This window comes from Streptomyces bugieae, from assembly GCF_036352915.1.
Lineage (GTDB): Bacteria > Actinomycetota > Actinomycetes > Streptomycetales > Streptomycetaceae > Streptomyces > Streptomyces endophytica.
This window is the reverse complement of the sequence record NZ_JAZBJP010000019.1, coordinates 1-12,888: the sequence shown is the minus strand read 5'-3', so window position 1 is coordinate 12,888 and position 12,888 is coordinate 1. Positions and strand designations below refer to the sequence as shown.

The 12,888-nt window shown below is 71.6% G+C and carries 15 protein-coding genes; 12 read left to right on the top strand and 3 right to left on the bottom strand.

What is annotated here, in order from left to right; genetic code table 11:
• Positions 1–62: 62 nt before the first annotated feature.
• On the bottom strand, positions 63–1,334 hold the full coding sequence (locus V2J85_RS25225; RefSeq protein WP_330822797.1) for an MFS transporter: 1,272 nt from the start codon (positions 1,332–1,334) through the stop codon (positions 63–65).
• Positions 1,335–1,516: 182 nt separating this feature from the next.
• Here V2J85_RS25225 and V2J85_RS25220 point away from each other — a divergent pair, with 182 nt between their 5' ends.
• Both V2J85_RS25220 and V2J85_RS25215 read left to right on the top strand, forming a co-directional pair.
• On the top strand, positions 1,517–2,671 hold the full coding sequence (locus V2J85_RS25220) for a ferrochelatase (protein WP_261955268.1): 1,155 nt from the start codon (positions 1,517–1,519) through the stop codon (positions 2,669–2,671).
• Positions 2,672–2,767: 96 nt separating this feature from the next.
• Complete coding sequence (locus V2J85_RS25215; RefSeq protein ID WP_261955267.1) at positions 2,768–3,583, top strand: inositol monophosphatase family protein; 816 nt, start codon at positions 2,768–2,770, stop codon at positions 3,581–3,583.
• Between the two features lie 87 nt (positions 3,584–3,670).
• Here V2J85_RS25215 and V2J85_RS25210 read toward each other — a convergent pair whose 3' ends face one another.
• Entirely contained in the window at positions 3,671–3,847 is a 177-nt protein-coding gene (locus V2J85_RS25210; protein ID WP_199812429.1) for a hypothetical protein, read from the bottom strand.
• Positions 3,848–4,177: 330 nt separating this feature from the next.
• Between V2J85_RS25210 and V2J85_RS25205 the strand changes: the two genes are divergently transcribed.
• From V2J85_RS25205 to V2J85_RS25190, 4 genes are all read left to right on the top strand, one after another.
• A complete protein-coding gene (locus V2J85_RS25205) occupies positions 4,178–4,831 on the top strand; it encodes a response regulator transcription factor (RefSeq protein ID WP_006602630.1) in 654 nt (217 codons plus the stop codon).
• 6 nt (positions 4,832–4,837) lie between these two features.
• A complete protein-coding gene (locus tag V2J85_RS25200) occupies positions 4,838–6,100 on the top strand; it encodes a sensor histidine kinase (protein WP_261955266.1) in 1,263 nt (420 codons plus the stop codon).
• A gap of 536 nt (positions 6,101–6,636) precedes the next feature.
• Positions 6,637–6,939 carry a DUF4193 domain-containing protein gene (locus V2J85_RS25195; protein WP_016575747.1) on the top strand — a complete coding sequence of 101 codons (303 nt, stop codon included), beginning with the start codon at positions 6,637–6,639 and terminating at the stop codon, positions 6,937–6,939.
• Positions 6,940–6,952: 13 nt separating this feature from the next.
• Complete coding sequence (locus tag V2J85_RS25190; protein ID WP_261955265.1) at positions 6,953–7,723, top strand: hypothetical protein; 771 nt, start codon at positions 6,953–6,955, stop codon at positions 7,721–7,723.
• 54 nt (positions 7,724–7,777) lie between these two features.
• On the opposite strand, the gene V2J85_RS25185 is transcribed toward V2J85_RS25190, so the two are convergent.
• Positions 7,778–8,221 (bottom strand): DUF3093 domain-containing protein, encoded by a 444-nt coding sequence (locus V2J85_RS25185; RefSeq protein WP_330822788.1) that lies wholly within the window; start codon positions 8,219–8,221, stop codon positions 7,778–7,780.
• 58 nt (positions 8,222–8,279) lie between these two features.
• Here V2J85_RS25185 and V2J85_RS25180 point away from each other — a divergent pair, with 58 nt between their 5' ends.
• The 6 genes from V2J85_RS25180 to V2J85_RS25155 form a co-directional block, all read left to right on the top strand.
• Positions 8,280–8,873, top strand: coding sequence for a PaaI family thioesterase (locus V2J85_RS25180; protein WP_261955263.1), 594 nt, complete (start codon positions 8,280–8,282; stop codon positions 8,871–8,873).
• Complete coding sequence (gene dut / locus V2J85_RS25175) at positions 8,870–9,391, top strand: dUTP diphosphatase (RefSeq protein WP_330822786.1); 522 nt, start codon at positions 8,870–8,872, stop codon at positions 9,389–9,391. Before V2J85_RS25180 ends, dut begins: the two co-directional genes overlap by 4 nt.
• A gap of 1 nt (position 9,392) precedes the next feature.
• Positions 9,393–10,160, top strand: coding sequence for a DUF3710 domain-containing protein (locus tag V2J85_RS25170; protein ID WP_261955262.1), 768 nt, complete (start codon positions 9,393–9,395; stop codon positions 10,158–10,160).
• 324 nt (positions 10,161–10,484) lie between these two features.
• Positions 10,485–10,574, top strand: coding sequence for a K(+)-transporting ATPase subunit F (gene kdpF, locus V2J85_RS25165; protein WP_096212427.1), 90 nt, complete (start codon positions 10,485–10,487; stop codon positions 10,572–10,574).
• A gap of 31 nt (positions 10,575–10,605) precedes the next feature.
• Complete coding sequence (kdpA, locus tag V2J85_RS25160; RefSeq protein ID WP_330822855.1) at positions 10,606–12,297, top strand: potassium-transporting ATPase subunit KdpA; 1,692 nt, start codon at positions 10,606–10,608, stop codon at positions 12,295–12,297.
• Positions 12,298–12,329: 32 nt separating this feature from the next.
• Positions 12,330–12,888 (top strand): P-type ATPase actuator domain-containing protein (locus tag V2J85_RS25155; RefSeq protein WP_474064969.1); only part of this gene is annotated, 559 nt, incomplete at its 3' end.

The window sequence follows — 12,888 nt, the reverse complement described above, 5'->3', positions numbered from 1 at the left end:
CGGCCGTAATCACCCGGCTCCGGGACATCTCGTACCGCCGGTAACCCCCGGGGCCGCGCGACTCACGCGACGGGCTGCCCGCCCTGCCGTTCCGCGGCCGCGGTGCCGCCCTCCGGCAGGCCCGCCGCGACCGGGGCCGCCGTGGCCGCCGGCTGCCGCGGACGGAGCCGGCGGTAACCCGCGAACGCCACCAGCGCGGCCAGTACCCCCGACGCGCCCGGCACCAGATAGCCGCGCTCCGCACCGGCGGCGTCCACCACCCAGCCGGCCGCCGACGAACCCAGCGCCACCCCCACGGCCAGACCGGTGCTGGTCCACGTCATGCCCTCGGTCAGCTTCGACTGCGGGACGTGCTCCTCGACCAGGGCCATCGTCGTCACCATCGTCGGCGCGATGGACAGCCCCGCCACGAACAGCGCGACGGCCAGCAACGGCAGCGAACCCACCAGCTGGAGCGGCACCATGCTCACCGCCATCGCGCACACCCCGATCACCCAGCGGCGCGACGGATGGCCCTTGAGGTGCAGCAGCCCGAAGACGGCACCGGCCACGCACGAACCGAGCGCGTACACGGCCAGTACCAGACTGGCCGCCGTCTTGTGCCCGGCCTGCTCCGCGAAGGCCACCGTCACCACGTCGATCGCCCCGAAGATCGCGCCGGTCGCCACGAACGTCCCCACCAGCACCTGCAGCCCCGGCGAACGCAGCGCCGAGCCGCTGGCCTGCTGCCCCCGCGGATGCGGCACCGGCTCCGTCGCCCGCTGTGCCGTCAGCCAACACACCCCGGCCGCCAGGAAGACCCCCGCCAGCAGCGGCCCGGCCTCCGGGAACCACGCGGTGGACAGCCCGATCGACAGGATCGGCCCGACGATGAAGCACATCTCGTCGACGATCGACTCCCACGAGTACGCGGTGTGCAGCTCCCGCGGCGAACCCCGGTACAGCTCCGCCCAGCGCGCCCGGACCATCGACCCGACGCTCGGCACGCATCCCGCGCACGCCGCGAAGACGAACAGCACCCAGTCCGGCCAGCGCTGCTGGGCACTGAGCAGCAGACCCGCGACCGCGGCGAGCGACACCAACGTCGCCGGGCGCAGCACCCGGCGCTGGCCGTGCCGGTCCACCAGCCGGGAGATCTGCGGACCGAGCACCGCCGCGGACAGGGCGAGGGTCGCCGACAGCGCGCCCGCCAGGCCGTACCGCCCGGTCAGCTGGGAGACCATCGTGACGACACCGATGCTCAGCATCGACAGCGGCATCCGGCCCAGCAGCCCGGCGGCGGAGAAGGACTTGGTGCCGGGGCGGCCGAAGATGGCGCGGTAGGGACTGGGCAACGGGGGCGCTCCGCCGGATGAGGACCGAAGATCGGTAAGGAATGTATGTGGCCGATACAGCTTACGGGCGGTGCGCAGCCCCACGCCTCCGGTTTTTCGGACCGATCCCGCCGCGCTCGCGGGCCGTCCGCGTACCGGGACCTGCCCGCCGCACCCGGGGGAAGGGTGGCAGGATCGATGCCATGCCCGAACAGCGTGATCCCCGCCCCTACGACGCCCTGCTGCTGCTCTCCTTCGGCGGCCCCGAAGGCCCCGACGACGTCGTCCCGTTCCTGGAGAACGTCACCCGCGGCCGCGGCATCCCCCGCGAGCGCCTCAAGGAGGTGGGGCAGCACTACTTCCTGTTCGGCGGCGTCAGCCCGATCAACGCCCAGAACCGCGAGCTGCTCGACGCACTGCGCAAGGATTTCGCCGAGAACGGCCTGGAACTGCCGGTCTACTGGGGCAACCGCAACTGGGCGCCGTACCTGACCGACACCCTGCGCCAGATGGTGGGCGACGGCCACCGCCGCATCGCCGTCCTGGCGACCAGCGCCTACGCCTCGTACTCGGGCTGCCGCCAGTACCGCGAGAACCTCGCCGACGCGCTCGCCGCCCTCCAGGCCGAGGGGCTGCCGGTCCCGCAGGTCGACAAGCTGCGGCACTACTTCAACCACCCCGGCTTCGTCCGGCCGATGGTCGACGGTGTGCTGGCGTCCCTCGCCGCGCTGCCGGACGACGTCCGCGACGGCGCCCACCTCGCGTTCACCACGCACTCCATCCCCACCGCCGCCGCCGACACCTCCGGCACCCCGGACGACCACACCGAGGGCGGCGAGGGCGGCGCCTACGTGGCCCAGCACCTCGACGTGGCCCGGGTGATCGCCGACGCGGTCCGCGCGGAGACCGGCGTGGACCACCCCTGGCAGCTCGTCTACCAGTCCCGCAGCGGCGCCCCGCACATCCCCTGGCTGGAGCCCGACATCTGCGACCACCTGGAGGAGCGGCACGCCGCCGGCGTCCCGGCCGTGGTCATGGCCCCCATCGGCTTCGTCTCGGACCACATGGAGGTCAAGTACGACCTCGACACCGAGGCCACCGCCAAGGCCGCCGAACTGGGACTGCCCCTCGCCCGGTCCGCGACCGTGGGCGCCGACCCCCGGTTCGCCGCCGCCGTCCGCGAGCTCCTCCTGGAGCGCGCCGCCACCGAACGCGGCCGCACCCCCGAGCGCTGCGCCCTCGGCGCCCTCGGCCCCTCCCACGACCTGTGCCCGGTCGGTTGCTGCCCGGCCCGCGCCCCGCGCCCGGCCGCGGCCGGCGCCGACTGGCAGGGCCCGGTCGCCCAGGCCCCCGCGTAGACCCGAACACCGCGGCGGCGTACGCCCGGCGGCCCGCCCGACTGCCGTACGCCGCCCACCGCTGCCCGACCGCCGCTCGTCCGAGCAAGGAGCACCGTGCCCGACCCGACGCAGACCGACGCGCTGTACGACGACCTTCTGGAGCTGGCCCTGGAGGCCGCCCGCCGCGCCGGGGCGCTGCTGCGCGACGGCCGACCCGCCGACCTCGGTGTGGCCGCCACGAAGACCAGCCCGATCGACGTCGTCACCGAGATGGACCTCGCCTCCGAGAAGCTGATCACCGGCTTCCTCGGGGAGCACCGCCCCGACGACGGCTTCCTGGGGGAGGAGGGCGCCAGCACGGAGGGCACCAGCGGCATCCGCTGGGTCATCGACCCCGTCGACGGCACCGTCAACTACCTCTACGACCTGCCCTCCTGGGCGGTGTCGATCGCCGCCGAGAAGGACGGCGAGGTGGTCGTCGGGGTCGTCGCCGCCCCGATGCGCGGCGAGACCTGTCACGCCGTCCTGGGCCGGGGCGCGTACAACAACGGCGAGCCGATCCGGCACCGGCCCGCGCCGCAGCTCTCCCAGGCGCTGCTCGGCACCGGCTTCGGCTACCTGGCCGACCGCCGAGCCGCCCAGGCCGAGGTGGTGCGCACCCTGCTGCCGCAGGTCCGCGACATCCGGCGGGGCGGATCGGCCGCCATCGACCTGTGCGACGTGGCCTGCGGCCGGCTGGACGCCTACTACGAGCGCGGGCTGAACCCCTGGGACCTGGCGGCCGGTGCGCTGATCGCCCGTGAGGCCGGGGCCCGCACCGGTGGCCGCCCCGGGCAGCCGGCCTCCCACGAACTGACCCTCGCCGCCTCCCCGGAGCTCTTCGCGCAGCTCCAGCCGCTGCTGGACGAGCTCGGCGCCTGGCACGACTGACCCGCGGCCGCGCCACCGGCCCGGGCACGACCGCGCCCCGGCACCCTGTCCTGGGTGCCGGGGCGCGATCCCCGTACGCCGTCGCGGTCAGGCGTTGCTGACCGCTCCATAACGCACACCGTGCTCGTTCGCCAGCCGCTGGAGGTCCTCGAGCTCGGCCTGCTCGACCTCGACGAGGAAGTCATCGCCCGCGCGGCGGGCCCGGTCCAGATCGGCTTCGGTGTTCTCTATGCGCTGCAAAATGCCTGCGGTGAACGCGTCCATGTGCGCCCCCTCGTCGTGGGTCGGTGGCACGGGGGTGTGCCGACGGTGGGTCGATCACGGCGTGGTCCCTGCGGAATGGATCAGTTCATGGCACGTGGATCGCCAGAGAAAAAACAGGGCGTGATCGCGGGTGTGCAGTCGTCCTCCCCACCCGCAACCTCAGGGAAACCTCAACCCGCCCAGGAATCCTGCCGATCGGGCGCAGCGGCCCCGGGCCCCAGCCCCCGCCCTCCCGCCTTACTGCCGGTTTATGGCTCTTCGGGGCAGGATGGAAGGGCTCAGAGTGATTGTTGTGCCCGCCCGAAAGGGCCGTGAGGAAGGACTAGCGACGTGCGTGTTCTCGTCGTCGAGGACGAGCAGCTGCTCGCCGATGCGGTGGCCACCGGACTACGCCGGGAGGCCATGGCCGTCGACGTGGTCTACGACGGCGCTGCCGCCCTCGAACGGATCGCGGTCAACGACTACGACGTCGTCGTGCTCGACCGCGACCTCCCGGTCGTCCACGGCGACGACGTCTGCCGCAAGATCGTCGAGCTGGGGATGCCCACCCGTGTCCTGATGCTCACCGCCTCCGGAGACGTCAGCGACCGCGTCGAGGGCCTGGAGATCGGCGCGGACGACTACCTCCCCAAGCCGTTCGCCTTCACCGAGCTGACCGCCCGGGTGCGCGCCCTGGGCCGCCGTACGACCGTCGCGCTGCCGCCCGTCCTGGAGCGGGCCGGGATCAAGCTCGACCCGAACCGCCGCGAGGTCTTCCGCGACGGCAAGGAGGTCCAGCTCGCCCCGAAGGAGTTCGCGGTGCTGGAGGTGCTGATGCGCAGCGAGGGCACCGTCGTCTCGGCCGAGCAGCTCCTGGAGAAGGCCTGGGACGAGAACACCGACCCGTTCACCAACGTCGTGCGGGTCACGGTCATGACGCTGCGCCGCAAGCTCGGCGAGCCCGCGGTGATCGTCACCGTCCCCGGCTCGGGTTACCGGATCTGACCGGCGATGCCTTCCCTGCCCTCGTTCTCCAAGCCGGCCGCCCCACCGCAGCCCATCCCGCCCAAACCCGCCTGGGACCCCCGCCCGCCGGTCAACGTCCGGCCCTTCCCGTGGCTCCGGCCGACGATCCGGATACGGCTGACGCTGCTGTACGGCGGGATGTTCCTGATGGCCGGCATCGTGCTGCTGACCATCATCTACATGCTCGCCGCGGACGCCCTGCACGACGGCAGCGCGCTGCCACTGAAGATCCTCGGTGGCAAGTTCGAGTCCACCAGCGACATCTGCGACCTGCCCACCCAGACCTCCGGACCGCTGCTCCAGCAGGCCGTCGAGCAGTGCCTCCAGCACCAGCGCGCGCTGGCGCTCAACAGCCTGCTGAACCGTTCGTTGCTGGCGTTGCTGGGGTTGACGGTGGTGGCGTTCGCGTTCGGTTATGCGATGGCGGGGCGGGTGCTGTCGCCGTTGGGTCGGATCACGCGGACCGCGCAGCGGGTGGCGGGGTCGGATCTGCACCGGCGGATCGAGTTGGGGGGTCCGGACGACGAGCTCAAGGAGCTGGCGGACACCTTCGACGAGATGCTGGACCGGCTGGACCGGGCGTTCGAGTCGCAGCGGCGGTTCGTGGCCAATGCCTCGCACGAGCTGCGGACGCCGTTGGCGATCAACCGGACGCTGCTGGAGGTGCAGCTGGCCGATCCGGACGCCTCGCCGGAGCTGGCGCAGCTGGGCAAGACGCTGCTGGCCACCAACGAGCGCAGTGAGCAGTTGGTGGAGGGGTTGTTGCTGCTGGCGCGCAGTGAGAACCGGGTCGTGGACAAGAAGCCGGTGGATCTGTCCGAGGTCGCCGCTCAGGCCGTGGACCAGCTCCGTGAGGAGGCGCAGGCCAAGGGCGTGGTGCTGCGTGGGGTGCGCCAGCAGGTCTTCGTGCAGGGCAATGGTGTGCTGCTGGAGCGGATCGCGCTGAATCTGGTGCAGAACGCGGTGCGCTACAACGTGCCCGAGGGGTGGGTGGAGGTGAGCACCGAGCCGCAGCCGGGGTGTGCGGTGCTGGTGGTCACCAACACCGGGCCGGTGGTCCCCGCCTACGAGGTGGAGAACCTCTTCGAGCCGTTCCGCCGGCTGCGCACCGAGCGCACCGGCAGCGACAAGGGCGTCGGCCTGGGCCTGTCCATCGTCCGCTCGGTGGTCCGCGCACACGACGGCACCATCACCGCAGAACCCCGCGAGGGCGGCGGTCTCGTGATGCGGGTGGTGCTGCCGCTGTGAGGCCCTCGCAAAGGCGGCTGTGCGGCCGCTGGAGCCGTCCGCCACCGCCCTGACCAGCATCAGGGCCCCGGTGGGTAGGATCGCCCGTCTCGCGGCCGTACACCGCGGAGGTCTGCCGGCCGGGCCGGTTTGACGAAAAGGGGGGCGGGGAGCGATCCTTCGCCACGTTCGCTTTGCGCGGAATTGGACCGGTCCACCCATCGGTCATCGCGTGTGTGATCCCTCACAGACGCGAATTTCCAGCCATCTACGCTCCGCGATCAAAAGCCCTGGTGGAATGCCGGGGAAGTCCGGGTTTCCCGGGCCCCGAATCACGGGAAGTACAGGTGATGGGCTGCGCGAGGTGCGACATTCGGACCGTGTACGGTCCTGATCGCCATCCAAACCGATCACCTCTTCAGGGGTGCGGTTGGGTGTCGATTGAGTAACAGACCTTGATGTGAGGCAAAATCTCCGCCTCAGGTCGGGCACAAGTCCGGCCTCTCACGCGTTACGAGCGCTGAGACACCGCAGACACCCAGAGGGGGAGAGCGAAAATGGCTACGGATTACGACACTCCACGCAAGACCGACGACGACCTCAACGAGGACAGCATCGAGGAGCTGAAGTCGCGGCGGAACGACAAGTCCGCCTCGGCCGTCGACGTCGACGAGTTCGAGCAGGCCGAGGGCCTGGAGCTCCCCGGCGCCGACCTGTCCAACGAAGAGCTCGCGGTGCGCGTGCTGCCCAAGCAGCAGGACGAGTTCACCTGCATGAGCTGCTTCCTGGTGCACCACCGCAGCCAGCTCGCCGCGGAGGACAAGAACGGCAACCCGATCTGCCGCGACTGCGCGGCCTGAGCCGGTCTACGCCGTGGCTGGCGTGAACCCGTTCCGCAAGCGTCCCGAGGGCGGCCAAGGTCCGGCGGCCGGCGCACGATCACGCGACGAAACCGCGCCCGTGCCCGCCGACCCGACCGCCCCGGTATGGCGCGGCCGGGTACGGGCGACGATCGCCGCCATCGCCGACCGGATCATCGAGCTCGCCCCGCGGATCCAGGTCCGCGACCTCGCCACCCTGCGCGCCCAGTTCCCCGGACTGACCCCCGAGGAACTCGCCGACAAGCTCGTCGCGGGCGCCTGTGCGGGGACCGCCACCGTCGGAGCGGGCGTGGGCGCGGCAGCCATGCTGCCCGTACCGCCCGCCATGCCGGCCGAGCTGGCCACCGAGATCACCGGCGTCGCCGTGATCGAGCTCAAGCTCATCGCCGAGCTGCACGAGGTCTACGGCCTGCGGCCGGCCGGGAATCTCCGCCAGCGCGGGATGGCCTGTCTGACGTCGTGGACGGAGGAGCGGGGCATCGACATCGCGAAACCGGCCTCGCTGAACGCCGCGCTCGGCGGGCAGATGAAGCGTGAGCTGCGCCAGCAGATCATGAAGCGCACGCTGCGCAACCTCCCCAGCCTCACCCCGTTCATGGTGGGCGCCGCCGTCGGCGGCTTCATGAACCGCCGCGACACCAGAAAAGTTGCGGAAAAAATCCGCAAGGACCTGCGGGCCAGGCAGGTGCCCTGGGACGCACTTCCCGACGCCCTCCCGGCGTCTCCGCCGCCCGGACCGGCCCCGCTCCCGCCCGGCGACTGAAGCGGACCGCTGAAGGGGGCCGGTATCCCCGGCCCGGTGAGCCCGGCCCGCCCGTCAGGCGCGTACGGCCGTCAGTGCCGCCACCAGACGCTCCGGGTCCCGCGTCGACAGATAGGCGTACGGCGTCGGGTCGTCCGGGTCCGTGATCTCCACCCGCACCGCGGTCGGCACATAGCTGCGGAGCAGCATGAACGCCCGGGCATCGGCCTTGTGCGTCCGCCAGGCCAGCGCCTCCGCCGCGTCCAGCGCCACTGCCTCGCCCAGCGCCGACGCCGGGATCTTCGCGTCACCGGCGATCAGCGCACCGCCCACCACCCGGATCCGCACCGACCCGTACGCGCTCACCGCCACTGCGGACAGCGCCGCCCCGCCGATCAGCCCGCCGAGCATCGGCAGCGTCCCCACCGGGAGCAGCATCAGGGCACAGGCGGCGCCGATCAGCCCGGCGATCACCCACCAGGAGCGGGGCGCGGTGAGACGTTCTTCGTACGACTGCATGGCTCCAGCTTGGCACGGCGGCGCGGGCCCCTTATCCGCGCGGGTAGGGTCTGCACTCGTGAGTGGAACTGACGAACCCAGGGCGCGGCTGACGCCACCGACGGACGCCGTCGCTCCGGTCCGGCACGCCGAGGCGCCGGCGCCTGGAGAACTCCTCGGCGCGCACTACGACCGCTGCTTCGGCTGTGGCACCGGCCAGCCGCACGGTCTGCACCTGGAGGCGCGGGCCGGCGAGGGTGTGAGCGTCCAGGCCGAGTTCACGGTCAAGGAGGCCCACCAGGGCGCGCCGGGCCTGGCCCACGGCGGGGTGCTGGCCACCGCGCTCGACGAGACGCTCGGCTCGCTGAACTGGCTGCTGCGGGTGATCGCGGTGACCGGCCGGCTGGAGACCGACTTCGTACGGCCGGTGCCGCTCGGCACGGTGCTGCACCTGGACGCGCAGGTCACCGCGGTGCACGGGCGGAAGATCTACTCGACGGCGGTGGGACGCATAGGCGGCCCGGACGGCCCGGTCGCGGTGCGCGCCGACGCCGTCTTCATCGAGGTGAAGGTCGACCACTTCATCGAGAACGGAAGGACCGAGGAGATCCAGGCGGCGATGGCCGACCCGGACCAGGTCAAGCGCGCGCGAGCCTTCGAGGTGAACCCGTGAGTGAGGTACGCAATCCCGTCGACGTACTGCTGCGGCGGCTCGACCCGAAGGTGCCCGTCCCGGCGTACGGGCATCCGGGCGACGCCGGCGTCGATCTGGTGACCACCGAGGCGGCCGAGCTGGCGCCGGGGGAGCGCACGGTGCTGCCCACCGGCGTGGCGATCGCGCTGCCCGACGGCTACGCGGCGTTCGTGCACCCGCGCTCCGGGCTCGCCGCGCGCTGCGGACTGGCGCTCGTGAATGCCCCCGGGACGGTGGATGCCGGGTACCGTGGAGAGATCAAGGTGATCGTGGTCAATCTGGACCCTCGGGAGACCGTGCGGTTCGAGAGGTTCGACCGGATCGCCCAACTTGTCGTCCAGCAGGTCGAGAAGGTGCGCTTCCACGAGGTGGCGGAACTTCCCGGCTCGGCGCGGGCCGAGGGGGGATTCGGTTCCACCGGCGGTCATGCGGCGGTGGGCGGCTCCACGGGCGGGAATGAATACGCAGCGGTCGGTGCCGACCGGGAAGGACAGTGACGTGTTCGGACGTCGCAAGAAGAACAAGACTCCTGAGGAGTCGGCAGCGGGGCTCGCCGAGGAGACGGTGACCGGCGCGACGGCCGAGGAGGAGAGCGACGAGGGGCAGGGTCGGGTCAATCTTCCGCCCGCGCCGCGCCCCGACGGGCCGTGGGACTCCTCCGAGGTCACCAACCCCGGAGAGGGCAGGGTCGACCTCGGCGGGCTGTTCGTGCCCGGGGTCGAGGGCATGGAGCTGCGGGTGGAGGTCGCCGGTGACGCGATCGTCGCCGCGACGGTGGTGCTGCAGGACAGCGCCGTACAGCTGCAGGCGTTCGCCGCTCCCCGCAACGAGGGCATCTGGGGCGAGGTCCGCGAGGAGATCGCGGCCGGCATCACCCAGCAGGGCGGGGTCATCGACGAGGTCGAGGGCCCGCTGGGCTGGGAGCTGCGCGCCCAGGTGCCGGTACAGCTGCCGGACGGCACGAACGGTGTGCAGGTCGTGCGGTTCGTGGGCGTGGACGGCCCGCGGTGGTTCCTGCGCGGCGTGATCTCCGGCCAGGGCGCGGTGCAGCCGCAGGCCGCGGGCGTGCTGGAGCACATCTTCCGGGACACCGTCATCGTCCGTGGCGAAGGCCCGATGGCGCCGCGCGACCCGATCGTCCTGAAGCTGCCGGACGACGCCCAGATGGTGCCGGACGGCGTGCAGCAGGAGCAGGTCGAGCAGTCCCGCTTCGGCGGCGGCGTGGAGCGCCTGGAGCGCGGACCGGAGATCACCGAGATCCGCTGACACACGATCCGGCCGGCGGAGCCCGGAAGGGCGCCGGACCGGCCGGATCACGACGGTCATACGGGCCCGCACCCCTTGGAGGGGGTGCGGGCCCTCCGCGTTTGTGCAGGTCAGGCCGAGCGGCGTATGAGATCCGTCAACGGGGCGCTAATGGCCGTAAGGGAGGCGTCAACACCGGTCAGGAGCGGTCATGCGGGCGGTTTGCTCTAGGGGTCCGAACTCCCCTCCCCTCTAGGAGCACACGATGGCCGACGTGGCCTTCGTCGTCGTCACGATCGCGGTCTTCGCGCTGGTGGCCCTCGTCGCCAAGGGGGTGGCGAAGCTGTGACCGTCGAGAACACGGTCGGCCTGATCGTCGCCGTCGCCCTGCTGGGATACCTCGTCCTCGCCCTCGTCTTCCCGGAGAGGTTCTGAGGTGACCACTGCTGCCTCCGCGGCGGGCTCGATGAGCCCCGTCCTCGCCGGCGTGCTCCAGCTGACGGCGCTCGTCGCGGCGCTGGCCCTGGCGTACCGCCCCCTCGGCGACCACATGGCCGCCGTCTACAGCTCCCCGCGGCACCTCCGCGCCGAGAAGATCCTCTACCGCTGCATCGGCGCCAACCCGGACGCCCAGATGCGCTGGCCCGCCTACCTGCGCGGGGTGCTGGCCTTCTCCGCGGTCGGGGTGCTCTTCCTCTACCTGCTGCAGCGCCTCCAGGGCGGTCTGCCGCTGTCCCTGGGGTTCGCGTCGATCAGCCCCGACCAGGCGTTCAACACCGCCGCGTCGTTCGTCGCCAACACCAACTGGCAGTCCTACAGCGGCGAGCAGGCCATGGGCCACGTCGTGCAGACCGTCGGCCTCGCGGTGCAGAACTTCGTGTCCGCGGCCACCGGCATGGCCGTCGCGATCGCCCTGGTCCGCGGCTTCGCCAGGTCCCGCACCGGCGAACTCGGAAACTTCTGGTCCGACCTGGTCCGCGGCACCGTCCGCGTCCTCATACCGGTCTCCGTCATCGGCGCCGTCGTCCTGGTCGCCTGCGGCGCGATCCAGAACTTCTCCGGCATCCACGAGGTCGGGCAGTTCTTGAACGGACCCGGCCTGGGCGGGCACCAGCAGACCAACGGCGGTGCGGTCGCCTCCCAGGAGGTCATCAAGGAACTGGGCACCAACGGAGGCGGCTACTTCAACGCCAACTCCGCCCACCCCTTCGAGAACCCCGACGCCTTCACCAACCTCTTCGAGATCTTCCTGATCCTGGTCATCCCGTTCGCGCTGACCCGGACCTTCGGCAAGCTCGTCGGCAACGTGCGGCAGGGCTACGCCGTCCTCGCCACGATGGGCGTCATCTGGCTCGGCTTCACCGCCCTGATGATGTGGACCGAGTTCGCGCACGGCGGTCCGGCCCTGCAGGCCGCGGGCGCCGCCATGGAGGGCAAGGAGACCCGCTTCGGCGTCGGCGCCTCGTCGATCTTCTCGGTCGCCACCACCCTCACCTCCACCGGAGCGGTCGACTCCTTCCACTCCTCCTTCACCGCCTTCGGCGGCGGCCTCCAGCTGCTCGGCATGATGCTGGGCGAGATCGCCCCCGGCGGCGTCGGCTCCGGCCTCTACGGCATGCTGATCATGGCCGTCATCGCGGTGTTCATCGCCGGCCTGATGGTGGGCCGCACGCCCGAGTACCTCGGCAAGAAGATCGGCACCCGCGAGATCAAGCTCGCCGCCTGCTACATCCTCGTCACCCCGACGCTGGTCCTCGGCTTCACCGCCGCCTCGATGGTGCTGCCCGACGCACTGGGCTCGATGCTCAACACCAAGGCCCTGGGCGCCGGCTCGCACGGCTTCTCCGAGGTCCTGTACGCCTTTACCTCCGGCGCCAACAACAACGGCTCCGCCTTCGCCGGCCTGAACGCCAACACGCCCTGGTACAACACCACGATCGGGCTGGCCATGCTGCTCGGTCGCTTCCTGCCGATGGTGTTCGTCCTCGCGCTGGCCGGCTCGCTCGCCGAGCAGAAGCCCATCCCGGAGACCGCCGGGACCCTGCGTACCGAGAAGCCGCTCTTCGCCGGGCTGCTCGTCGGCACCATCCTGATCATCACCGGTCTGACCTACTTCCCGGCGCTGGCGCTCGGCCCGCTGGCGGAGGGCCTGTCATGACCGCCCCCGCCAAGCCTGAGGAGCCCGGCTCCATGACCACCACCCCGACAGCCACCCCGACCCGCGCCCCGCACCAGGACCTCCCCGGCGGGCACCAGCCCGGCGGCGGCCGCGTCGGCGGCGGCCTCTTCGACCCGAAGCAGCTGGTCAGGTCCCTGCCGGACGCGCTGCGCAAGCTCGATCCGCGGGTGATGGTCAAGTCCCCCGTGATGTTCGTGGTCGAGGTCGGCTCCGTCCTCACCACACTCTTCGCCTGCCTGTCCCCCGGGGACTGGTTCGGCTGGGCGATCGCCGTCTGGCTGTGGCTGACCGTGATCTTCGCCAATCTGGCCGAGGCGGTCGCCGAGGGCCGCGGCAAGGCGCAGGCCGACACCCTGCGCAAGGCCAAGACCGACACCGTGGCGCGCCGGCTGAACGGCGGGGTGGAGGAGCAGGTCGCCGGCACCGAGCTGCGCATCGGCGATCTCGTCGTCTGCGAGGCCGGCGACATCATCCCCGGTGACGGCGATGTCGTCGAAGGCGTGGCGTCCGTCGACGAGTCCGCCATCACCGGCGAGTCCGCCCCGGTCATCCGCGAGTCCGGCGGTGACC